The 23,737-nt window shown below is 44.9% G+C and carries 17 protein-coding genes and 1 pseudogene; 3 read left to right on the top strand and 15 right to left on the bottom strand.

Features of this window, described 5'->3' with window-relative positions; all coding sequences use genetic code 11:
- Positions 1–130: 130 nt before the first annotated feature.
- From lon to R7P35_RS12130, 5 genes and pseudogenes are all read right to left on the bottom strand, one after another.
- Positions 131–2,482: an endopeptidase La gene (gene lon, locus R7P35_RS12110; protein ID WP_005382343.1), complete on the bottom strand. Its 2,352-nt coding sequence runs from the start codon at positions 2,480–2,482 to the stop codon at positions 131–133.
- 130 nt (positions 2,483–2,612) lie between these two features.
- Positions 2,613–3,893 (bottom strand): ATP-dependent protease ATP-binding subunit ClpX, encoded by a 1,281-nt coding sequence (gene clpX / locus R7P35_RS12115; protein ID WP_005382345.1) that lies wholly within the window; start codon positions 3,891–3,893, stop codon positions 2,613–2,615.
- Positions 3,894–3,963: 70 nt separating this feature from the next.
- Positions 3,964–4,590, bottom strand: coding sequence for an ATP-dependent Clp endopeptidase proteolytic subunit ClpP (gene clpP, locus R7P35_RS12120; RefSeq protein ID WP_005382347.1), 627 nt, complete (start codon positions 4,588–4,590; stop codon positions 3,964–3,966).
- Between the two features lie 105 nt (positions 4,591–4,695).
- Positions 4,696–6,003, bottom strand: a complete 1,308-nt coding sequence (gene tig, locus R7P35_RS12125; protein ID WP_005382251.1) for a trigger factor — start codon at positions 6,001–6,003, stop codon at positions 4,696–4,698.
- 274 nt (positions 6,004–6,277) lie between these two features.
- A pseudogene (locus tag R7P35_RS12130) lies at positions 6,278–6,490 on the bottom strand (hypothetical protein).
- Between the two features lie 39 nt (positions 6,491–6,529).
- Between R7P35_RS12130 and R7P35_RS12135 the strand changes: the two are divergent.
- The 3 genes from R7P35_RS12135 (at position 6,530) to R7P35_RS12145 (ending at position 9,938) form a co-directional block, all read left to right on the top strand.
- Entirely contained in the window at positions 6,530–8,335 is a 1,806-nt protein-coding gene (locus R7P35_RS12135) for a sensor histidine kinase (protein ID WP_017819921.1), read from the top strand.
- Positions 8,336–8,339: 4 nt separating this feature from the next.
- Complete coding sequence (locus R7P35_RS12140; protein ID WP_017819922.1) at positions 8,340–9,677, top strand: sigma-54-dependent transcriptional regulator; 1,338 nt, start codon at positions 8,340–8,342, stop codon at positions 9,675–9,677.
- 78 nt (positions 9,678–9,755) lie between these two features.
- Positions 9,756–9,938, top strand: a complete 183-nt coding sequence (locus R7P35_RS12145; RefSeq protein WP_021034161.1) for a hypothetical protein — start codon at positions 9,756–9,758, stop codon at positions 9,936–9,938.
- A 33-nt stretch (positions 9,939–9,971) separates the two neighbouring features.
- On the opposite strand, the gene R7P35_RS12150 is transcribed toward R7P35_RS12145, so the two are convergent.
- From R7P35_RS12150 to R7P35_RS12195, 10 genes are all read right to left on the bottom strand, one after another.
- A complete protein-coding gene (locus R7P35_RS12150) occupies positions 9,972–11,333 on the bottom strand; it encodes a TRAP transporter large permease (protein ID WP_005382255.1) in 1,362 nt (453 codons plus the stop codon).
- Between the two features lie 3 nt (positions 11,334–11,336).
- Positions 11,337–12,011: a TRAP transporter small permease gene (locus R7P35_RS12155; protein ID WP_005384308.1), complete on the bottom strand. Its 675-nt coding sequence runs from the start codon at positions 12,009–12,011 to the stop codon at positions 11,337–11,339.
- A 70-nt stretch (positions 12,012–12,081) separates the two neighbouring features.
- Positions 12,082–13,080 (bottom strand): TRAP transporter substrate-binding protein, encoded by a 999-nt coding sequence (locus tag R7P35_RS12160; protein WP_017634784.1) that lies wholly within the window; start codon positions 13,078–13,080, stop codon positions 12,082–12,084.
- Between the two features lie 212 nt (positions 13,081–13,292).
- Positions 13,293–14,762 (bottom strand): protein adenylyltransferase SelO, encoded by a 1,470-nt coding sequence (locus R7P35_RS12165; protein WP_042524014.1) that lies wholly within the window; start codon positions 14,760–14,762, stop codon positions 13,293–13,295.
- A gap of 176 nt (positions 14,763–14,938) precedes the next feature.
- Positions 14,939–15,751, bottom strand: a complete 813-nt coding sequence (locus R7P35_RS12170; protein ID WP_042524012.1) for a hypothetical protein — start codon at positions 15,749–15,751, stop codon at positions 14,939–14,941.
- Between the two features lie 172 nt (positions 15,752–15,923).
- The gene (locus R7P35_RS12175; RefSeq protein WP_196297852.1) at positions 15,924–18,908 is read right to left on the bottom strand and encodes a M6 family metalloprotease domain-containing protein; all 2,985 of its coding nucleotides are present in this window, start codon (positions 18,906–18,908) and stop codon (positions 15,924–15,926) included.
- A gap of 360 nt (positions 18,909–19,268) precedes the next feature.
- The gene (locus tag R7P35_RS12180) at positions 19,269–20,636 is read right to left on the bottom strand and encodes a TrkH family potassium uptake protein (RefSeq protein ID WP_025766961.1); all 1,368 of its coding nucleotides are present in this window, start codon (positions 20,634–20,636) and stop codon (positions 19,269–19,271) included.
- Positions 20,633–21,295 (bottom strand): potassium channel family protein, encoded by a 663-nt coding sequence (locus tag R7P35_RS12185; RefSeq protein WP_005388291.1) that lies wholly within the window; start codon positions 21,293–21,295, stop codon positions 20,633–20,635. Before R7P35_RS12185 ends, R7P35_RS12180 begins: the two co-directional genes overlap by 4 nt.
- Positions 21,296–21,548: 253 nt before the next feature.
- Positions 21,549–22,757: a DEAD/DEAH box helicase gene (locus tag R7P35_RS12190; RefSeq protein ID WP_042524010.1), complete on the bottom strand. Its 1,209-nt coding sequence runs from the start codon at positions 22,755–22,757 to the stop codon at positions 21,549–21,551.
- A gap of 99 nt (positions 22,758–22,856) precedes the next feature.
- Entirely contained in the window at positions 22,857–23,597 is a 741-nt protein-coding gene (locus tag R7P35_RS12195) for a transglycosylase SLT domain-containing protein (RefSeq protein WP_080276914.1), read from the bottom strand.
- Positions 23,598–23,737 lie beyond the last annotated feature (140 nt).

Below are 23,737 nucleotides of genomic sequence, written 5' to 3' on the forward strand. Positions count from 1 at the left end.
GAAAATATGCTCCACCCCTTATTCATCAAGGGCTGGCAGCTATCGAAACTAACTTAGCGCCCAAAAAAAACGCTGACAAGCCTTTTTGGGCTTATCAGCGTAAACTTTTACTTATTTTTGCTACACATCACTATTTTTGAGACTCAAACTCAACGCCCGTCGGGTCTCGCTCTAGTGCGACTTTCAGTACTTCATCAATCCACTGTACAGGGATAACTTCCAGATCCGCGATAACATTATCAGGAATCTCTTCCAAATCACGCTCGTTATCTTTTGGAATTAGCACTGTCTTAATGCCACCACGGTGTGCCGCAAGTAACTTCTCTTTTAGGCCGCCGATAGGTAGAACCTCACCACGCAGTGTGATTTCACCCGTCATCGCTACTTCTGCTTTCACAGGGTTGCCTGTTAGAGAAGAAACCAATGCTGTACACATTGCTGTACCCGCACTTGGGCCATCTTTTGGTGTCGCGCCTTCCGGGACGTGTACGTGAATATCTTTCTTCTCGTAGAAGTCAGTATTGATACCTAGCTTTTCTGCACGAGAGCGAACCACTGTCATTGCTGCTTGGATAGACTCTTGCATCACATCACCAAGAGAACCCGTTTGTGTCAGCTTACCTTTACCTGGCATTGATTGAGTTTCAATCGTTAATAGATCGCCACCCACTTCGGTCCAAGCTAGGCCAGTTACTTGACCAATTCGGTTACTTTCATCCGCTTTACCGTAATCGAAACGTTGAACACCTAAGTACTCTTTTAGGTTGTCCATCGTTACCGTTACTGACTTGATGTCCTTATCCAGCAAGATGTTCTTCACCGCTTTACGGCAGATCTTAGAAATCTCACGCTCTAAGTTACGGACACCCGCTTCACGCGTGTAGTAACGAATGATGCCAATAATCGCAGAATCTTCAATGACGATCTCATCCGCTTTCAAGCCATTACGCTTCACTTGTTTATCAACAAGGTGACGTTTTGCAATGTTCAGCTTCTCGTCTTCGGTGTAACCAGATAAACGAATAACTTCCATACGGTCTAACAATGGACCCGGGATGTTCATCGAGTTCGATGTCGCAACAAACATAACGTCAGAGAGATCGTAATCCACTTCTAGGTAGTGATCGTTGAACGAGTTATTCTGTTCAGGATCAAGTACTTCTAGTAGAGCCGATGCCGGATCACCACGCATATCGGAAGACATTTTGTCGATTTCGTCCAATAAGAACAGCGGGTTCTTCACACCAACCTTCGACATCTTCTGGATCAATTTGCCTGGTAATGAGCCGATGTAAGTACGACGGTGACCACGAATTTCCGCTTCATCACGCACACCACCCAACGCCATACGAACATACTTACGGCCTGTAGCTGAAGCAATTGAACGACCAAGAGACGTTTTACCTACACCAGGAGGACCAACAAGACAAAGGATAGGACCTTTTAGCTTGTTGATACGGTTTTGAACCGCCAGGTATTCAAGGATACGTTCTTTGACGCGTTCTAGACCGTAGTGATCTTCATTAAGAACCTCTTCTGCTTTCGCTAAGTTTTTCTTAACTTTTGAGCGCTTAGCCCAAGGAACGCTGACCATCCAATCGATGTAGCTACGAACCACTGTTGCTTCAGCAGACATTGGAGACATCATCTTAAGCTTTTGCAGCTCTTGCTCTGTCTTTTCACGTGCCTCTTGAGGCATTTTTGATTCGTCAATCTTCTTCTGTAGCGTTTCGAACTCGTCTGGTGCGTCTTCCATCTCACCAAGTTCTTTCTGAATCGCTTTCATTTGCTCATTCAGATAATACTCACGCTGAGATTTTTCCATTTGCTTTTTAACGCGACCACGAATTCGTTTTTCAACTTGCAGCAAGTCGATCTCTGATTCCATCTGGCCCATCAGGAATTCCAGACGCTCAGTGACGTCAACAATTTCAAGCACTTGCTGCTTATCCACCAACTTTAACGGCATATGAGCCGCAATGGTATCCGCTAAGCGTGCGGCTTCGTCGATACCATTAAGTGACGTTAGCACTTCTGGTGGAATCTTCTTGTTTAGCTTAATGAACCCTTCAAACTGATTAATCGCGCTGCGAACAATCACTTCTTGCTCACGCTCATCCAATTCTGGCGTAACAACAAATTCAGCTTCTGCTAGGAAGAAGTCACTCTCTTTAAAGTGATTGATTTTTGCTCGCTGCTGGCCTTCGACCAATACTTTTACTGTGCCATCCGGAAGCTTCAAGAGCTGGAGAATGGTGGCTACCGTACCTACGTCAAATAGGTCGTCAACCGTAGGCTCGTCAGTATCCGCTTGCTTTTGTGCCACAAGAAGAACTTGTTTGTTGGTTTCCATCGCCGTTTCTAGACAGCTAATCGATTTCTCACGACCAACAAACAATGGAATAACCATGTGTGGGTAGACCACTACGTCACGTAGAGGTAGTACCGGGATCTCGATACGCTCGGAACGTTCCAAGTTCATATAATTCTCTCTTCCGCTTTCACGTTTAACGTATTACTTAAGGCAGTATATGGGGGCTAATTGTTTGGATTCAATAAGAGAAATAAAAAAAGGAGGTAATTACTTACCTCCTTTTTCATTATGGCTGAATTTACTCTGCTCCAGCTGCCTGATTGTCTGCGTTACTGTAAATAAGCAGTGGCTCTGACTCGCCATTAATGACGGACTCATCAATCACGACTTTACTAACGTCTGTTGCAGATGGTAATTCGTACATGGTTTCAAGTAGCACGCCTTCAAGAATCGAGCGTAAGCCACGAGCACCTGTTTTACGCTCCATTGCTTTTTTCGCGATAGCGCGCAGCGCATCTTCACGGAATTCAAGTTCAGCGTTTTCCAGCTCAAACAATGCTGCATATTGCTTGGTCAGTGCGTTCTTCGGTTCACATAGGATCTGAATCAACGCTTCTTCATCAAGCTCAGTCAGTGTTGTTGTTACAGGTAGACGACCAATGAATTCTGGAATGAGGCCGTACTTCACTAAATCTTCAGGTTCAACTTGAGTAAATAGCTCACCTACCGTCTTCGATTCATTCTTCGAACGAACTTCAGCACCAAAACCAATACCTGTACCTGTTGCAACACGCTGCTCAATCACTTTGTCTAAGCCAGCAAAAGCACCACCACAGATGAACAGGATCTTAGATGTATCCACTTGTAGGAATTCTTGCTGAGGATGCTTACGACCACCTTGAGGTGGAACCGATGCAACCGTACCTTCGATAAGTTTTAGTAGCGCCTGCTGAACACCTTCACCAGATACGTCACGCGTAATAGATGGGTTTTCAGCTTTGCGTGAAATCTTATCAATTTCATCAATGTAAACGATGCCGCGTTCCGCTTTAGCTACATCGTAATCACATTTTTGCAGAAGCTTTTGGATGATGTTTTCAACGTCTTCACCTACGTAACCGGCTTCGGTTAGTGTCGTCGCGTCTGCCATTGTAAATGGCACATCCAAGAATCGAGCTAATGTCTCCGCAAGTAGTGTTTTACCGCTACCTGTAGGACCAATTAGAAGGATGTTACTCTTACCAAGCTCCACACCTTCGCTCGTTGTATCACCATTGCGTAAACGCTTGTAGTGGTTATATACCGCAACTGCGAGCACTTTTTTCGCGTAATCTTGCCCGATCACATAGTCATCAAGGTGTTCACGGATCTGTTTTGGCGTTGGTAACGCTTCAGATTCTTTCTTAGGGAGAACATCCTTGATTTCTTCGCGAATAATATCGTTACATAAGTCGACACACTCGTCGCAAATGTACACTGACGGACCTGCGATTAGCTTGCGAACTTCGTGCTGACTTTTGCCGCAGAAAGAACAGTACAGCAATTTACCGCTGCCACTTTCTTTGCTTTTATCTGTCATTCGCTAACCTCTTAGCCTTTACTCTTCATGAATGAGTGTATATCAATTTTTGCCAAAATGCGCTGGCTAATTACTCGCCACGGTGGCTTAACACTGCATCCACGATACCGTATTCCACAGCCTGCTCTGATGACATGAAGTTATCACGATCAGTATCGCGCTCAATGACTTCAAGAGGTTGGCCTGTATGTTCTGCTAACAACTTGTTTAGCTTCTGTTTAATCGTCAGGATTTCCTGAGCATGGATTTGGATATCAGAAGCTTGACCCTGGAAACCACCCAATGGTTGGTGGATCATTACACGAGAGTTAGGCAGTACGTAACGCTTACCTGGCGCACCACCTGCAAGCAGGAAGGCACCCATTGAACATGCTTGACCCATACATACTGTGCTCACATTTGGCTTAATGAACTGCATGGTATCGTAAATAGACATACCTGCTGTTACGCTGCCGCCTGGAGAGTTGATGTATAAGAAAATATCTTTATCTGGATTTTCAGATTCTAGGAAAAGTAGCTGAGCCACGACAAGGTTTGCCATGTGGTCTTCCACTTGACCCGTTAAAAAAATCACGCGCTCTTTAAGCAGACGTGAGTAGATGTCGTAAGAGCGTTCGCCTCGGGAAGTTTGTTCAACCACCATTGGTACTAGCGCGTCCATAATTGGCGACATTGCATTTTTTTCTTGGTAGCTCATATTCTTATGTCCCTAAAATAAATGGCCCGGATGATGACTATCATACGGACCATTGTTAGCAGAATAGTTAACGTTAAGTCAACCTTCTACGCAAGATATTGCTTATTAAGCAGCAGGTTGTTGTTGGTTAAGTAGCTCGTTGAAGCCTACTTCTTTCTCAGAAACCTGTGCTTTAGCGATGATCGCGTCGATTGCTTGCTCTTCTAGAGCTACGTTGCGCATGTTGTTCATCATTTCTTCGTTTTGCTCGTAGTAAGCAATAACTTCTGATGGATCTTCGTATGCAGTAGCCATTTCTTCGATTAGAGCTTTAACTTTCTCGTCGTCCGCTTTTAGCTCTTCAGATTTGATTACTTCACCTAGTAGAAGACCAACAACTACGCGACGTTTAGCTTGTTCTTCGAACAGTTCACGTGGAAGCTGAGCAGCAGCTTCTGGGTTACCACCGAAGCGTTGTGCAGCTTGTTGACGTAGAACTTGGATTTCTTGCTCGATAAGCGCTGATGGTACGTTGATGTCGTTTTGCTCAACTAGACCGTCAATCGCTTGCTCTTTGATGCGGTTCTTAACAGCTTGCTTAAGTTCGCGTTCCATGTTCTTACGAACTTCAGCTTTAAGTGCTTCAACACCACCTTCAACAACACCGAACTTAGCAACGAACTCGTCGTTTAGTTCTGGTAGTTCACGAGCTTCAACTTTGTTCACTTTGATTGCGAACTTAGCTGCTTTACCTTTTAGGTTTTCAGCGTGGTAATCTTCTGGGAAAGTCACGTCGATGTCGAATTCCATACCAGCAGTTTTACCTGCGATACCGTCTTCGAAACCAGGGATCATGCGACCAGCACCCATTTCTAGAGGGAAGTTCTCAGCTTTACCACCTTCGAACTCTTCACCGTCGATAGAACCAACGAAGTCGATGCTTACGCGTTTGCCATCTTCTGCTGCTTCTTCAACTTCAACCCAAGTTGCTTGTTGCTTACGTAGAGTATCGATCATCTCTTCTACGTCTGCATCTTTAACTTCTGTTAGTGGTTTTTCAACAGTGATGCTCTCTAGGCCTTTAAGCTCAACTTCTGGGTAAACTTCAAAAGTTGCAGTGAAAACTAGGTCTGAACCTTCTTTGTTCTCTACAGGAGCGAAAGTTGGAGCGCCAGCTGGGTTGATTTTCTCTTTAACGATAGCTTCGATGAAGTGGCGTTGCATTACTTCACCAAGAACGTCTTGACGTACTGCTTTGCCGTACATCTTAGCAACCATTTTTAGAGGCACTTTACCCTTACGGAAACCATCGAAACGACGGTTTTTAGCGATGTTGCGTAGTTCAGCTGTTACAGCGTCTTCGATGTTTGCAGCTGGAACAGTAATGTTTAGACGGCGCTCTAGGCCCTCTAGCGTTTCAACAGTAACTTGCATTATATATAAACCTCTAAAGTGGCTCGGTTTTCCGAGCGTATGAGCGAAACTCAGAGGAGCTTACGCTTCATCCTTGTGTAGTGTTCTGTCCGAACACCTAATTTAAAATCGAGTATCGATACTGGTTGTCAGTACCGGACTAATCAGTGATATCTTCGATAAAATAACCAAAGGTATCTCCTATTAGCCTCAGGACAGAATTTTTAGACGCGACATTCTAGCGATCTGTCGCAACCCTGTCGAGCCAATAGCCACTATGTGGACATTGTCTGCGCTAAATTCTCGAATGCTGACCCATTTTTTCTTCAAAAATGCGATTCAGACACCGTCTAAGCATCGCCAGCATATCTAGAATGGGGACAATAGCGACTTTTTCAAGAGAATCGACCGGTTTTTTTATCGAAAAGCCTAAAAAGAGATCTTGCTCTTGTTTTACTCCACAGAGTTGAAAACTAAATCCCTAATCCTTCCTACAAACTATTAACATTTTCTTACGTGACCAAAGGAAGTTGTAAGGAGTGTAAGGATGTCGCAAAAAAAACGGATTCTGCTGACATTTTTTGCTTTCTATTTCCTGTGCGCAATTATCGGTGGCCATTGGGTTTGGCAGACCAGTTATCAATCTCTACTTGATAAACACCAATCACAGCTTGAGCAATTTTCTGGCCATATAAAAAATAAACTCGATAAGTACGCCCATATCCCAAATCTTCTCGCTAAAGATGATCCACTTTATCAAGCGCTTCTGCACCCCAACAACAGTGCGCAACTGGAAATCACTAATCGGTATTTAGAATCCGTTAATGGCGTGATTGAAGCAGCGGATACGTACTTAATCGATCAATGGGGTACAACGATCGCGGCCAGCAACTGGCGTAAACAGCGCTCCTTTATCGGGCGAAATTTTGCATTTCGCCCTTATTTCAAACAAGCCATTGTAGGCAAAAGAAGCCAATACTACGCACTGGGCTCAACATCTGGTAAACGTGGCTACTACTATTCTTATCCCATCATATACGCTGGCGGTGTACTTGGTGTCGTCGTGGTGAAGATGGACCTAAGTAAGATAGAGGACAACTGGCAGCAACCAAACAGTGTTTTTGTCGCCAGCGACCCATACGGAATTGTTTTCATGAGTAGCCGAAGTGAATGGCTACTCAAAAGCTTACAACCACTGACAAAAAAAGAGAAAAAGCAAGTTTGGGCAAGCCAACAATATCTTGATGCGCCAATTGAAACGCTTGGATTAGTGGGTAGTTTGGACGAGGTGCATTCTGAGCTTAAACAGGGTTACCCATACAATAAAGGAACCTTGGTGGTCTCTTCGCTGCCCCTTCCCGAACTCAAACTGACAATTCGTGTGCTGTCTCCTAAACAGTCGATCGTTTGGTTCACCATGGGTTACATCTTTGTACTCACTCTAGCATTCATGGTTTTGTTTTTAATTGGTCAGCTTATCTATCACCGTCAACAGCGTCACTTGCAACTTGAACGAATTCAACAAGAAGCAAATCAAAAGTTGGAATATCAAGTCATGGCACGGACTGCCGAGTTGCAAGCGGAGATCGCACAGCGTATCGATACCGAGCAAACTTTACGCGTTACTCAAGATGAATTGGTGCAAGCAGCGAAACTCGCGGTGTTAGGACAAATGTCGGCCAGTATCAGCCATGAACTGAATAATCCACTTGCAGCAATTCGTAGCTTTGCGGAGAACGGCAAGCTGTTTCTAAAAAAAGAAAAATATGAGCGAGTGGAAGATAATCTCACTCGCATTTCTGCTCTCACTGACCGTATGGCAAATATCAGTCAGCAACTTCGCTCTTTCGCCAAAAAAACCAGTGGTGACGAGTTGGCTCAATCTCGATTGTTCCCTGTGATAGCCTCTGTAAAAGAACTGATGAAGCCCGCATTTAAATCAGGGCGCGTCACGTTAGAAACAAATTTGCCAGAGCATGATGTTGAAGTGCAGATCAATATTATTCAACTGGAGCAAGTGTTGGTCAATTTACTGACTAATGCGATAGAAGCACTCAAAGAACAACAAGACAAACAGGTAGAATTATCTGTAGAACACGATGAGCACACTGATTTAGTTTGGATTCATGTTGATGATAATGGCCCAGGACTTGGCTCTTTCTCACTTTCTGATTTATGTGAGCCGTTTCTAACCACTAAACTGAACGGTTTAGGTTTGGGTCTCTCTATCTCGCAACAAATCTTAGCCAGTATGAATGGAAAATTATGTGCCCATAATCGAGAACAAGGCGGCGCTCGATTCTCATTGTGTTTACCTATCACTTCTTACAACACTGAACCATCAAAAGGATAAGATCATGTGTCAGGTGTTTTTTATTGATGATGAGGCCGATCTCAGACTCGCTATAGAACAGACCTTTGAACTTGCGGATATCGACGCCAAGTTTTTTGTGGATGCAGAATCGGCTTTAATAGCGATGCAGCAAGGAGAAGAAGCTGGCGTCGTGGTCACTGATATCTGTTTACCGGGCATTTCTGGTATGGATATGCTAACAACTTTGACTCAACGCGATGCAAACTTACCCGTCATCATGATCACTGGACACGGTGATATTTCCATGGCAGTGCAAGCCCTTCATCAAGGCGCTTACGACTTTATTGAGAAACCTTTTGCGCCAGAGCATTTGGTTGAAACGGTTAAGCGGGCGATTGAGAAGCGCAAACTAACCAATGAAAATGAAAAACTGCGCCTGTCACTTAAAGCCAGTAAAACCCTTGGTCCACGAGTTATTGGTGAAACCTCTAGCATCCAAATATTACGAGAGACCATCACCCAAATCGCCGATACCGACGCCGATATTTTATTGTTTGGTGAAACCGGTACAGGGAAAGAGTTAATCGCTCGTTCTTTACATGAGCAAAGCTCTCGCCGGAACCAAAACTTTGTCGCCGTAAATTGTGGAGCGGTTCCAGAGAACTTAATTGAGAGTGAACTCTACGGCCATGAAAAAGGCGCATTCACTGGCGCCGAAAGCCGTCGTATCGGTAAATTTGAGTTTGCACAAGGCGGCACACTTTTCTTGGATGAGATCGAGTCGATGCCTATCCAAGCCCAAATTCGTTTATTGAGGGTATTACAAGAGCGCGTGATTGAGCGTGTCGGTTCAAATGAATTATTGCCTTTAGATATTCGAGTGATTGCAGCAACAAAGGTCGATTTAAAACACGCAGCTGAAGAAGGTACTTTCCGTCAGGATCTCTATTATCGGCTCAATGTCGTGACCTTGGATCTCCCGCCACTACGCGAACGAAAAGAAGACATTCCAGCCCTCTTTCACCACTTTCTGTTGGTAGCAGCTTCACGTTATGGCAAAAGCTCTCCTAGCTTGTCACCCCAAGATCTAGCGCAACTGATGAGCCATGACTGGCCTGGCAATGTTCGAGAACTCAGAAATGCTGCAGAGCGTTTTGTGCTATTGGGTAAGTTAATTCAGTTGGGAGAATCAAACCCAGTCGCTAAGTCTTCCTCAAGCCTTGCAGAGCAAGTGGCGGAGTTTGAGAGAGCAGCCATTGAAGGCGCTTTATTAGAAAACAACGGTAGTATTAAACAGACAATGTGCCAATTGAATGTGCCAAGAAAAACCCTTTACGACAAGATGCAGCGCTACCAAATAAATAAAGACCTTTACAAATAAAACACGTTCAAATAGCTGGCATTATATTCAACTTGAATCATAATTTTTAACAACGGGTTTATCATGGTTGTTATAGATATGAACGAAAAAGTGAGAATACCGATTGTTACAGATACCGTGCTCGTAGACGGTTGCTATCAAGAAGAGAGAAGATTCGGTGAAGAGCGTCGTAAAAATAAAAAGAGGTGGCGACACTATGAACGTCGAATTAATTCAGACCCGCGCAAAACTTGTTACAAGTCAATAGACGAAGAGGTGTGAATTCTCACACCTCTTTCTACTTTCTGGCTTCCATTACTTGGTAATGATCTCCGGCCCCATCAAGGTAGTAGGCAACCAAGTCGAAACCCATGGTACATATGTGACGATAATTAGGAACAAGAACATCACTCCAACCCAGGGTAATGCTGCCTTCACTACGTTCATCATCGACATTTTGGCAACACCAGCGGTCACAAATAAGTTAAGACCCACGGGCGGCGTTATCATTCCTATCTCCATATTCACCACCATCATTATGCCCAAATGAATTGGGTCTATACCTAATGCAATCGCAATTGGGAACACGAGCGGCGCAACAATGATCAACAAGCCTGATGGCTCCATGAACTGACCACCAATCAGCAACAAGACGTTCACCACAATCAAAAAAGTGATTGGTCCGAGACCAGCCGAGAGCATCGACTCGGTGATCATTTGCGGGATGCGTTCTTCCGTTAAAACATGCTTCAAAATTAAGGCATTAGCAATGATGAACAGCAGCATGATGGTGAGTTTGCCCGCTTCATACAGGGTGTGTTTCGTGTCTTTATGAACAAAGGTTTGGAAGATTTTAACGAGCGCAGGTTTAGTGTTTTTCTTGTCTGCAAATGGCCCCATGTCTTTGTATACAAAGTTAGCAATAAAGAATGAGTACACAGCAGCAACCGCAGCGGCTTCTGTCGGCGTAAAGATACCGCCATAGATACCACCAAGAATGATGACGACCAACAACAAGCCCCAGCTTGCATCCTTGGCGGCATCAAAAGTTTCTTTCCAACCGACAAAAGGTTGCTTTGGAAGGTTCTTGATTCTCGCGGCAATGTAAATCGCGATCATCAACATGACACCCGCCAGCAAACCGGGAATCACACCACCAAGGAACATACGTCCAACTGACACATCCGTTGCGGCTGCATACACCACCATCACAATCGAAGGTGGGATCAAAATCCCTAGCGTACCTGCGTTACAAATTACCCCAGAGGCAAACTCTTTTGAGTAACCGTTTTTGATCATACCTGCGATAACAATACTACCTATGGCAACAACCGTTGCAGGTGAGGAACCTGACAACGCGGCAAACATCATACACGCTACAACCGAAGCCATCGCCAAACCGCCGCGGAACCAGCCTACAATGGCAATGGCAAAACGAATTATCCGCTTTGCTACGCCACCCGTCGACATAAAGCTTGAAGCCAATATAAAGAATGGAATAGCCAATAGCGTGTAGTGGCCCGCGAATGCATTAAACAGCGTTTGAGCAACTGACGCTAAAGAGGCATCCGAATGCATTAAAAGGAAAAGAACACTGGAAAGACCCAGCGAAATAGCAATTGGCACGCCAACCAGCATAAAGCCAATTACCATCAAAAATAGAAATAAGATATCCATGGCTTATTGCTCCTTGTTTTTAGCGTCTTGCGAGGCCTTTGGAGCCATTACGTCTTCAGCGTCACTCATCTCAGCTTTAAGAGATTCGAGCTCTTCCTCCGCTTCATGTCCTGCAATCAAGCGATCGAGCTTACCAGTAGCGATTTGCCACGTGACTTGAACAAATCTAAACGTTAGTAGCGCCATTCCAAGTGGCAAAGCGAAGTAAGGAATAAAACGTGGCAGCTTTTCATAACGCTCTCCCTCATTTAACCAGTCGGCCATGAACTGGAGTATTTCAGGCATCGGAATATCGTCCGTTTCATACCACGCTCGGTCAGTAGCGAACGGATACCAGTAGTTCCAAGCGCCAATTAACAGCAAAATAGAGAAGGCTAAGCAACACATTGCAGCAAAAAGCGCCAGGGCTTTTCGTTTACCTTCCGGAACGATGTTAATAATGACATCGACACCAATATGAAAGTGTTTTTTCACACCATAAGATGCGCCAACCAACACCATCCATGCGAACATGAAAACGGTGAGCTCAAGCGCCCAAAGAATATTGTCGTTAAAGACATAACGAAAGATGACATTGGCAAAGGTCAGCAAGGTCATGGCACCCAAGAAGAAAGCAATCAAAGTCTCTTCAATGGCATCGGTGATTCGTCCAGCCTTGGCAAAAAAAGTCTGTTCCATAATTACATCACGTCGTCTGTAGGGGGAAAGAGCCCCCTCAGTTTGAGAGGGCTAAATGTGCTAGGTGTTATTATTTTTGGTTAGACGCCAAAGCGGCTTCGATTAGGTCAGAACCAATGTCTTTTTCGAACTTCTTCCATACTGGTTGAAGTGCAGTGACCCATTCTTGGCGCTGTTCTGGCGTTAGAGTACGAACCACACCACCTGCTTCGATGATATTGTTCTTATTCGCAAGGTTTACTTTGGTTGACTCAGCATTACGCTGCGCAGTTACCTCTTGAATAATGGTGTTTAACTGCTCGCGCTGATCATCTGGTAAGTTTTTCCAGAAGTCGTTTGACGTCACAACTAAGTAATCCAGAATTCCGTGGTTCGTTTCCGTAATGCCATCTTGAACTTCGAAGAATTTTTTGCCGTAAATGTTTGACCAAGTATTTTCTTGACCATCAATAACCTTAGTTTGCAAGCCGCCGTAAACTTCTTTGAACGACATTTTTTGTGGGTTAGCACCTAGCTGCTCAAACTGAGCAACGAGTACATCAGACGCTTGAACACGGAACTTAAGTCCTTCAGCATCAGTTGGAGAAATGAGCGGCTTGTTGGCTGACATTTGCTTCATGCCGTTATGCCAAAACGCAATGCCTTGTAGGCCACGACGTTTCATTGAATTTTTCAGCTTTTCACCCGCTTCCGAGTTTTGGAAACGGTCAACCGCGTCGACATCATCGAACAAGAAAGGGAGATCGAAAAGGCGGTACTTCTTGGTGAATTTCTCAAACTTAGAAAGAGAAGGAGCAGCGAGTTGAACATCACCATTCAGTAGCGCTTCCAACACTTTGTCATCATCATAAAGAGTTGAGTTAGGAAACACCTGCATACAGACTTTACCGTTCATCTCTTCGTTGACGCGCTTTTCAAGTAACGAAGCCGCGATGCCTTTAGGGTGTTTGTCCGCGTTCGTTACATGGCTAAACTTGATGACCGTTTCACCCGGGTCACAATTTGCGGCAGCATTAAAACTGGTAACAGCAAGTGCAGAGACAGATAGTAGAGTTAGAGGCTTAAACATTATTATTCTCCTTGTTGAATCACATCCCATCCCGTCCATGAGTAGCTAGGTGTTAGGCGATGGGTACGGATGTTCAACAAAGAGCAATTAATGGACCATGTTAAAATTTATATGCATTTCAATAAATTAACAAAGCCCATTAACATGAATCAGAAGTGTAACGAGTGAATTCGACCCAAGAAAAAGATACAAATGGGTGGGAAATGACCCATTTATGAAGAACAGCTTATCTCCATTTTCTTCCCCCATTCCGGTGGCAATTTCGCGTAATCATCAAACTCGGGTTGCTCATCAAATGGGCGTTTTAACAGTTCGGCCAATCGGTGTAATTCGCTAAAGTCCCCTTCTTCCGCTTTATCAATCGCCAACTGAGCCAAGTAGTTACGCAAGATGTATTTGGGATTGGCTTGACGCATCTGTTTGCAACGCTGTTCGGTTGAAATCAGACCCCCTAGTTCATCAACCTCTAGCTCACACCGAGCTAAATACAGATCAAGCCAAGCTCGCGCTGCTTCTCGGTCGAGAAATAAATCGATTACGGCTTGGGAAGGCGCATTATCAAGGTTTGAAAGTGTTCTGAAGAAGCGAGTGTAGTCCGTTTTGTTCTGGTGAAGAAGCTCAAACATAGCTTCAAACAAACGCCCGTCTTCCGCTATCTTGGTTTTTAAGCCCAACTTCTCACGCATGAGGCGGCTGAACTGCTGGCTTAAATGAACTTCAAATTGACTCAACGACGATTCTAAATCTTCTCGTTCAACGAGTGGCGATAGCGCATGCGCCAGTGCTGACAGGTTCCAAAGCGCAATTCTAGGCTGTTGATCAAATGCGTAACGACCCTGGTAGTCTGAATGATTACAAATGTATCCCGGCTCATAATCATCAAGAAAGCCAAACGGACCATAATCAAAAGTTTGCCCAAGAATTGACATGTTATCGGTATTCATCACACCATGCGCAAAACCAAAAGCTTGCCAATATGCGATCATCTCGGCTGTTTTAGTCACGATGGCGTCAAACATCGCGGCATATGGTTTCTCCGCCGATGCACAATCAGCAAAGTGCCACTCAATCACCTTATCCGCCAACAGCTTCTGCTCTGCTAACTGGTTGGTGTAAAAGAAATGCTCAAAGTGACCGAATCGAACATGGGTTTCAGCCATTCGAAGTAACAAAGCGCCCGATTCCGTTTTTTCTCGATAAACAGGTGTATCACTGACCATCATACCGAGAGCACGTGTCGTGGGAACCCCAAGGCCTGCCATGGCTTCACTGCACAGGTACTCACGGATAGTCGAGCGTAATACAGCTCGCCCATCTCCCATTCGCGAGTAAGGCGTTAGCCCTGCACCTTTGAGGTGAAGATCAAACCAAGTACCATCCTGATGCTCAATTTCTGCCAACAGTAATCCACGTCCATCGCCCAAATCTGGGTTGTAAACGCCAAACTGATGGCCTGCATATTTCATCGCAAGAGGACGAAATTGTTCGAATTCACTTAGCCCAGAAAAAACCGCCAATAACTCATCGTTTTGCTCTTCTGGTAAACCAAACTGCTGTGCAAACTCACCATTCCAAGCGGCCCAGCGAGTGTTGTCCAAGGGTTGTGGCTCGACCAGCGTATAGAACGCTGACGGTAATTGACTAAAGCGATGGGTGAAATTGACCCGTTGCCAAATGGACATGTAGGGTTCCTTAATAAAAAGAAGTACTGTTGTGAGTATACGTGTGAATGTCCCTGTCATTCAGCCATGAAATGGACATGGGTATTTTGCGTGAATAACGCGAAGGCGGCAGGAAGGTATCAACCTGCCGCAGACCATCTCCTAAACGGAGGTATCATGTAAAAACGATCAAAGGGTTAAGCGGAAAATTCTTCACCCGTTTTTGGTGGCTGTGATGGCGTATCAAAACGAGCGCGTTCGATATCCACTACCGTTTTATAGCTCAACGATAACAATGCCAGCTGGTACGCGCCAAAAATACCATAGGCCACACCGACGAGGCTCAACATAAAGAGATTCGTAAAGTGGCTAAAGATCAGCTGACTGAGCAAGCCCGCACCCAATGGAATTAGTCCCATCAAAATGAATACTTGTTTGTTGTATGGTCTGCTCTGGTTCCACGAACGAAGCAAGCTTCGCGGCTGATGATCCATTGCTGTCGCTGGCAACACAAATGACCATCGCGCCATTACCCAATAGCCAGGAATGCTTGCAATCGTTGTGATAATAGCCATAGCAACAAAGTCGGCTTCACCACTTTCTGCAATGTAGATAAACGACAACACAAAGATCGGGATACCAATAACGAGCATCATCATCAGTCCAAACAGTATCCACCAGCCTATGAAACGGAATTCTCGAGCTGACAAACGACATACATCCAACGCCGAGTGCATGTAATCGCCGACTAAATAAATTCGATGCACACGCACAGCCGCCATAGCGGCAACAAGTGGGTACAAAATAATTGTGACGAAATAAAATCCTGAGACATTGCCTTCTTGAACGTTCGCTTGATCTTGCCCCGTCATTTCAGGATACATAAAAGCAAAAATTGAGTGCACGATAATCAACGGAATACAAGCAATAACAATTGCGAGTAGATTCCTTCTGACCATCACTGCCGCTTCTCGGCATATTTCCGAAACAGAAAAGCCCTCGGTAGACATATAACATCCTTAGTTCATAAAAATCGGCCCCTAGGGTAACCGCAGAGTAGAAAAATCGCTTTAAAAATAATGAGAAACACATCTCATAAGATAATGAGAACGAAACCAAAATAAATCAGATAAAAAATAAGCCACTCAATGTGAGTGGCTTATACCGCAATTCAATACCGTTTTAGACGCGACGTCGCCAGCCTAATGTTGCAAGTAACATCAAAGCCCAATAAGAAACACTGCCGCTACCTTCAGAGTTCTTGAATGTCGTTGTCTTCAAAGAAGCAACAACCGTCACGATAACTTCACCCGTAGCAGTGGCACCATGACCGTCTGAAACCGTATATTGCAGCTTGATGCCGTCAGTAGGGCTATCCGGTGCTTGAAAACGGATTTTGCCATTCTCTACACTCGCACTTCCCACACTCGTTACGTTCTGTACGCTTTCTACAACCAGTTTATCGCCGTTCACATCCGAATCATTGCTCGCTGCATCAATCAGAATACTTTCACCAACGGCAACGGTCGCCGTATCTGCAAGCGTAACTGGCGCTGCGTTTTTCATGGTTAAATCGACGGTAGCACTGGACGTTTCATTACTAGGGTCAGTCACGGTTAAACGGAATGTCAGAACCTCACCCGCTTTTGCACCTTGAGGCACCGTAAAGCTTGTGCTAACACTGGTTGCATTGCCAAGAGAAACTGAAGTGCCAGCCAACTGCTCCCATTTATAACTCAACACATCGCCATCAGCATCCGCACTATTTAACGCAGACAACGTGACTCGCAGCCCAACCGTCATGTCTTTATTATCAACATCAATCACGGCCACTGGCGCTTCGTTGCTGCCAAGCACTTCCACCTGCACATTCACGATTGAAGATGAGTACGCACCATCAACCGACAACAAACGATATTGGAAAGTGTCCAGACCAACGAAGTTAGCTTCAGGTTGGTACTGGTTGCCAGAGATGGTGCCGTGCTCAGGCTTCTGCACAATGTCCACATTGAACTGATACCCTACCGCCATGAAATCATTGTCCATCAGGTTCAGTTTGATTGGCGTATTTTTATTGGTTTGTAACGAATCAGATTTCGCTTCAACCAAGTTGCTCGCATCCACATTTAATAATGCTGCAAACGGAATATAAGAGAACCCGGCTTTTTCTAGACCAAACGTGCCAATCTCGCTGTAATCACCAGTCCACATTACAGGTAGAGAGGCTTTTTCAGTTTTTAGCAAGCGACCGAAATCAAAGTTTGCATCAAATTGACCGCCTTCCAATTCAACGACCAATAAATGCTGACCCGCACTCAATTGGCTTGGTTGGGGGAATAAAATTCGAGATGACTTTTGGAAGTTACCTTGCTGTAAAAGCTCAGCGTTGTTTTGATTCAATATTAATCGATAGCCAATGTTTCCAGAAAATGGGAATCGCCAAACTCGATAAGTCATGTCACTTTGAGCGCTATCTCTTTGCGCGTAAAGTTGAAGACCATCAAGCTCTGTATCACTATTCAAGTCCAGTGACACCGCCAGAGTGTTACTCCCACTCGCGTACACATAACCTTGATGAAGAGAGTTCAGCCATGCTGATTTATTTGGTTCGTTTGTATGCTCAAGAGAAAAGCTACCGCCGTTGGTGTTGCTGGCAATGTTGGAAATACGAACCCCAGTATCAAACCCTGTGATCGCTCTCAGACCCGGGGTCGATGTATCTGAAATGACATCGCCACCATTAGGGTACAAATCGTCAGCGTCACTCCTACCATCATTTTCTAACTCATTCAGACCATCAGCCTGCATGATTTGAACCTGCATCGCGCCAACATCATTAAAGCGGTTCTGGACATTGACCGACGTCGCCAGGATACCTTCAGCCGCCAATGCTCGGTCGTAACCGCTAAAGGTGCGATTTTCCAAGTAAACACGTGGACCAAACTCTTTCAAGTACGGGTCGAGATACACCAGCTTGACATCGTCGTTGTTCACAGAAATAGGCGCTGGACTTTCATGAGTTACCGTTGGTACAACAAAACCAGCAGCGTGTTTGCTCCACGCACTCATGTTCACCGGAGTGTCACCAGCGTATGAATCTCCCGGTTTCTGCGCCCATGAACCGCCACCCATCACGCCCCAAGAGCCGATCGAGGCATCACTGTTCCTTGCGTACAAATCCGGTAAGCCAAGCATTAAGTGGCCAAGCTCGTGTACGATCACGCCCAAGGTCGCTTGATGATCAACTTGATAGTCAGCGAACACACAATAGTCTGTGATCTTTTTACCATCTAGTGTGACATCATCGTGAGAGAATTTGTGCGGCCAAATAGCAGGACGGTTGAGAACCCCTGTTGAACGATCGCCCCCCGCAAAAATAAACATGACAGAGAGTTCTGACGGTTCTACGGTACCATTTTGATTGCTGTCGTAGGCCGAAAGATTAAAGTATGGATCCAGTTTTTGATAAGCCTCGGTGAAAACCGCATTCAACTTGGCGGTGCATGTCTTATCAGTCGAACTAGAGTGACAGTTAGGGTGGCTTTGTGCCACAGTCACATCTATCACACCGTCATTGGCGGTGCCGTAACTCTCAAGTGCAGGAACAACTTTGAATTTACCTTGAGAGTTTTTATCAAAGTAATCCACAACGCTTTGACCATTGGTATTAAATACGCGTTGCTCAAAATCATGCACCATTGCTTGGTCATCAAACGAAACTTGCACAACCAATAGGGGCTGCTGCTTCACCGTTGAACTGCTCATCGCCTGGTAACCTTGCGCCGAACGCAGTAGGTTTTTTCGTGCCATCGGCTCAATGGTTTTTAGAGAAGATAATTGCGGTTTAACTTGTAAATCCGGGCGAAACTTCGCCGACTCAGGTGGCTCACTCGACTGCGTTTTCACCACACCTGTCGAGATCAATATTGGCGTGTCTGACTCGCGCTGAATCTGCGCGAAAAACCAAACGCCGTCTTCCTGAAGTAAGGCATTGCCCTGCTTATCTTCAAACCAGTGGAAATCTGCCGTTCCACGTAGAATTGCCTCACTGGAGCTACCATCGCTCAACGCAATAGTATGCCAAACCGGTGATGGCGGAGTAGTTGCCATGCTCTTCCCTGCAAGAAGCGCAGTTAGCATAGCCATGGCGAGTGTGTTGAATTTCAAAGTACGACTCCATCTTTTCGATTCGTTAATTAATACCAAGCACAACAAACACAAAGTAACCCTATGGGCATAGAGTAAGACTGAGTGACTATTGACGAAGGCTGGTATCAATTCGCTCAGATAACACGACGTAGTTTGGTGTCACACTACAAAAGCGTCGGATTCCAAAACGCTGTTATGAGCGTAGCTTCTGAGAATATAAATTGAGTGAATGAATAGTATCGAAACGAAAGGAAGAAGAAATGAACTTCTACGAATTTGTAGGTAAAACTGGGCAACATTCCACATATTCTATAAATGTACGAGCACTGCTATTAATCAATGCTCGTAATGGTCGCGCGGCCATTGTTTAACGCTATATTAACCTGTAAGAACGGCGTCTTCTGGGTATTTGACCAAGGTAGGTTCGGGACGTGCCAACATGTAGGCAAGCGTGAGCGGCCCAATACGACCAATGATCATCACCACGATCATAATGTATTTACCAGGTTCAGAAAGTTCCGCAGTCAAACCGGCGGTGAGCCCCACTGTGGCAAATGCGGAAATGGTTTCAAACATAACTTTATCAAAGCTGGCCTTCTCGGTAAGCATCAATAAAAACATTGCGCTTGTCAGGATGGCTCCGCTCACAACGATAATTGCCAATGACTTAGTCACAGTTTGCCAATTTATGGTTCGCTTAAACATAACCACATGTTTCTTTTGGCGTAAAAAGGTCCACGTAGCCATAAACGCAACAGCAAATGTGGAAACTTTAATACCGCCCCCCGTTGAGGTGGAACCCGCTCCAATTAACATCAGAACAATCATGACCAGTAAGGCCGGCTGGGTAAACAACGCCAAGTCAACACTATTAAACCCTGCCGTTCGCGCACTCGCAGATTGAAAGAATGCCGCCAACCATTGCCCTGTTGCAGGTAAAGACGCCATTGTGTTTGGGTTGCTTCGCTCAAGTAACCAAAACATCATCGTTCCGACTAAGAGCAATATCGGTGTCGCAATCAGCATGATTTTGGTGTGAAGATGCAAAAAGTGGAAACCTTTGCGCCAGTTTAGCCAGATGTCACCCACAACAGTAAAACCAAGCCCGCCAAAAATGAATAGCCCCGCCAGTGTAAAGATAACCAACGGATCATTCACAAAGCTCATCATACTGTCAGAAAACAGCGCGAACCCAGCGTTGTTAAATGCAGAAATTGCATGAAACAAGGCGTAAAACATACCAGTCTGCCAGCCCATTTCAGGGACCCAGCGGATAGAGAGAAAAATAAACCCGACCGTTTCTGCAACAAGCGCGAAAACAACAATCCGCTTTACTAGTCGGTTTAGATTGACTTGCCGATCTTGCCCTAATGCTTCTTTCGCCAGCGCTTGTTGACGCAAACTCAAACGCACGCCGAACATATAGAGTAAGACCGCCGACAACGTCATCTGCCCCAACCCACCGATTTGCATTAAAAACATCAGCAAGATTTTACCCGCAAGCGTAAAGTGTTGCCCAGTATCGACAACACCAAGCCCTGTAACACTAATAGCGGACGTTGCGGTAAACAAAGCATCCGTTATCGACAGGCCCGTAACAGAAAAAACTGGCAAGGTTAGCAATACCGCAGAAGGCAGTAAAACACCGAGAAAACTGAGCAATATAATTCGCGGTTCATTGCCTTTCGCTTTCTCTTGTTTACCATCTGGTGCGTAAAAAACACCTTTCTGATGAAAATACGTCATAGCGATTTTAATTTATTTGCGAGCGCATCTTGAGGGCCGACCACAATAATTAGGTCACCAATTTCTAGTGTGGTATTAAGGTCAGGTGCCTTGGTAATTTCTGGGCCCCGTTTAAACCCTAGCACTTGCACGCCATCGACTTTGCACAGAGCCAAATCACTTAGTGTCTTACCCATCCAACGAGAGCCAATCACAAACTCCGTCATAGCTAAGCCACTGCCTAATGGGTGGAACTCAAGAACCCGTTTATCGAGCATTTTACGCGCGACACGTATCCCCATGTCACGCTCAGGCATGATAATGTGGTCTGCGCCAATTTTTTGCAGAACACGAGCTTGGAAGCGGTCGTTGGCTTTAACCCATACTGACTTTACTCCCGCCTCTTTAGCAATCAATGTCGCAAGAATACTGGCATTGACATCCGCTCCGATGGCAATCATCACCATGTCGTAATCATCAAGTTTGAGCTCAGCAACCGTCTCTTCGTGAGTACAGTTAGCCACAACCGCCTGACTAACAAAACTGGCGGCTTCTTTAACTCTGTCTTCGTTGATGTCAACGGCTAAAACTTGAGCGCCTGAATCTTGTAACTCTTTACACACTGCCAAACCAAATCGGCCAAGACCAATAACGGCGAATTGCTTATCACCTGTTTTCATTTGTGCCCCATCTTATTATGCATTCATTAGCAAGCAAAAAAGTTTGCGCCCATTCCTTACCTTGTGCAAACCTGCGGACAGATAATTGACAAAAGCTTAACGCACCTTGATTCACTTTACGTGTTAAGCGTATGACACTGATTAACTTTTTTCCTCATTACCGAATAGAAACCGTCGCGATGGCTACATAATTGGATGCCTTAAAACACAAAAAGCCGCAAGAATGCGGCTTTTAGATCATGGGATAAACTGGCTATTTTGATTCGCGCTTATCGTGCGGTTTACGTTTATTCTTAGGCACGTAATTTAAAATTGAAATTGGTACTGGCTTTCTTGGCGCAAAACCTTCAATTTCCACTCGCTCTAGCAAGTGCCCTAAACGACTTTCAATCATGCAGAGGTTCTTAAAGTCGTCTTTTGAAACCAGTGATATCGCCTCACCTTTCGCGCCAGCACGACCTGTACGACCAATACGATGCACATACTCATCCGCTGGGTAAGGTAAATCGTAGTTGATGACAACTGGCAGATTATCAATATCAATACCGCGCGCAGCAACGCCGGTTGCGACTAAGTACTGGATTTCACCCGCTTTAAACTTTTCTATTAATTCCTGGCGAACACGCTGATTACGGCCACTGTGGAATGCTTCTGCCACAATGCCACGTTTCTCAAGTTGGCTTACCAGTTTGGCTGCGCCGTGTTTAGTTTCAATAAATACCAGTACTTGCGACCAGTCATTTTCTTTAAGCAAGTGACTTAACAGCGACGACTTCATGTCTTTATCGACGGTCGTGATCCACTGTTTAATATTTGATTTTGAGGCACTGTGCTTTGCAATCGTGATCTCTTCAGGATCAATAATCGCATTTTTCGCCAAGTCACGAACAGGGTTAGATAACGTCGCTGAGAACAGCAAACTTTGCACATGTTCTGGCATACAGTCGACGATTTTGTCGATCGCATCGATGAATCCCATATCCAACATTTTGTCGGCTTCATCAAGCACTAGCATTTCCACTTCATCAAAGTGAATCGCGCGTTGACCGTACAGATCAATCAAGCGCCCAGGCGTGCTTACCACAATATCGACACCCTCGATCAAGGCTTGTTTTTGTGGTGCATAATCCACACCACCAAACATCGCCATTGAGCGTAATGGTAAGTTTTTACCATAAGCTTCAATACTTTGATGAACCTGAAGCGCAAGTTCGCGTGTTGGAGTTAGGATAATCGCACGAGCGCGTTTTTTACGTTGCGTTTCGCCTCGACTAAGCTTTTCTAAGATTGGCAGAACAAAACTGGCCGTTTTACCTGTGCCCGTTTGCGCTGCTGCAATTAAATTGCGGCCACGCAATACGATTGGAATGGCTTTTTGTTGGATAGAAGTGGGTTTTTCATAACCTAGCGCTTTTACTGCACCAGCAATCGATGCGCTTAAACCAAGCTTAGAAAATGGCATAGAAAGGTCTCAACAGAGGAAATGGGCGCGTAGTGTATCAGAATCCCCGTGAAGTAACAGAAGGATTCATGCACGAAAAACTAGGAACATGACACAATCTTAGCCCATGAAATTGGGCTGCAAACCTTTTTCTAATTTTTGCCTCACTTTGTAGGAAACATCATTAAGCGTGATTTTCCCCGTTTTGTGGCGGTCGATACCTGCATTCTGTCGATAGGCAATTGAGCCTTGTCTGAACAAAACGAAAGACGGCGGTTTACCAATCGCAGCAGGGTAGAGAATGGCCATGTAAGCATCTTCTAAGCTATTAATTTTATTTCGATAGGGCCAATAGTACGCTTTCACATAGTCAAGTTGTTCAAGCGCGCTCATTCTCGCAAGAGTCTTTGTGTTCACTCCTAATGATTCTGCGGTAGAGGGCATAAATTGAATTAACCCTGTAGCCCCGCTTCCGGAACCATTTTTGATGCTTGGACTGAAAGTTTCAGCAGTTTCAAATGCCATGCACGCCATAAGATGATTAGGATTGATCTTTAGCTCTTTACTAATACGGATGACTTTAGATTTGAACTCTGGAGAAACTTTGCCTCCCCACGCGACCGCGTTCTCGGGATCTGCAATCGAAGAGACCGTTGATGCGTCATGTTCTTCGACAATTTTAGAAAGTAGAGGAAGCGTTTGGCGTAGTCGATGGCTCGAACTCACCAAGCGAATTGATTTGGTAAGAAACTTGTCTTTTTTTTGATGTAGTTTTTGGAACTTTACTAACTTATACAGTTGCTTATAAACCGTTTTCACAACGAAGCCGGATGTAGGGAACACTCCCAGAATGTAATCCATTTCCTACAAATTTAATATAAATATCAGCAACAGGAATTCTAGATGTGATCAATGTCACCATAAAAATTCTCAAATTCGATACACACCGATGTAAGTGGTCAATGTGTCTCCAACACGCTAGAAGTAAAAGTAAAGAGGCA

This window comes from Vibrio sp. Vb0304, assembly GCF_033338995.1.
Taxonomy (GTDB): Bacteria; Pseudomonadota; Gammaproteobacteria; order Enterobacterales; family Vibrionaceae; genus Vibrio; species Vibrio alginolyticus.

Excerpts from the sequence above, each read along its gene's own strand:
- lon (WP_005382343.1), bottom strand. The coding sequence starts at position 2,482 with ATGAACTTGGAACGTTCCGAGCGTATCGAGATCCCGGTACTACCTCTA.
- clpX (WP_005382345.1), bottom strand. The coding sequence starts at position 3,893 with ATGACAGATAAAAGCAAAGAAAGTGGCAGCGGTAAATTGCTGTACTGT.
- clpP (WP_005382347.1), bottom strand. The coding sequence starts at position 4,590 with ATGAGCTACCAAGAAAAAAATGCAATGTCGCCAATTATGGACGCGCTA.
- tig (WP_005382251.1), bottom strand. The coding sequence starts at position 6,003 with ATGCAAGTTACTGTTGAAACGCTAGAGGGCCTAGAGCGCCGTCTAAAC.
- R7P35_RS12135 (WP_017819921.1), top strand. The coding sequence starts at position 6,530 with ATGTCGCAAAAAAAACGGATTCTGCTGACATTTTTTGCTTTCTATTTC.
- R7P35_RS12140 (WP_017819922.1), top strand. The coding sequence starts at position 8,340 with ATGTGTCAGGTGTTTTTTATTGATGATGAGGCCGATCTCAGACTCGCT.
- R7P35_RS12145 (WP_021034161.1), top strand. The coding sequence starts at position 9,756 with ATGAACGAAAAAGTGAGAATACCGATTGTTACAGATACCGTGCTCGTA.
- R7P35_RS12150 (WP_005382255.1), bottom strand. The coding sequence starts at position 11,333 with ATGGATATCTTATTTCTATTTTTGATGGTAATTGGCTTTATGCTGGTT.
- R7P35_RS12155 (WP_005384308.1), bottom strand. The coding sequence starts at position 12,011 with ATGGAACAGACTTTTTTTGCCAAGGCTGGACGAATCACCGATGCCATT.
- R7P35_RS12160 (WP_017634784.1), bottom strand. The coding sequence starts at position 13,080 with ATGTTTAAGCCTCTAACTCTACTATCTGTCTCTGCACTTGCTGTTACC.
- R7P35_RS12165 (WP_042524014.1), bottom strand. The coding sequence starts at position 14,762 with ATGTCCATTTGGCAACGGGTCAATTTCACCCATCGCTTTAGTCAATTA.
- R7P35_RS12170 (WP_042524012.1), bottom strand. The coding sequence starts at position 15,751 with ATGTCTACCGAGGGCTTTTCTGTTTCGGAAATATGCCGAGAAGCGGCA.
- R7P35_RS12180 (WP_025766961.1), bottom strand. The coding sequence starts at position 20,636 with ATGACGTATTTTCATCAGAAAGGTGTTTTTTACGCACCAGATGGTAAA.
- R7P35_RS12185 (WP_005388291.1), bottom strand. The coding sequence starts at position 21,295 with ATGAAAACAGGTGATAAGCAATTCGCCGTTATTGGTCTTGGCCGATTT.
- R7P35_RS12190 (WP_042524010.1), bottom strand. The coding sequence starts at position 22,757 with ATGCCATTTTCTAAGCTTGGTTTAAGCGCATCGATTGCTGGTGCAGTA.
- R7P35_RS12195 (WP_080276914.1), bottom strand. The coding sequence starts at position 23,597 with ATGGATTACATTCTGGGAGTGTTCCCTACATCCGGCTTCGTTGTGAAA.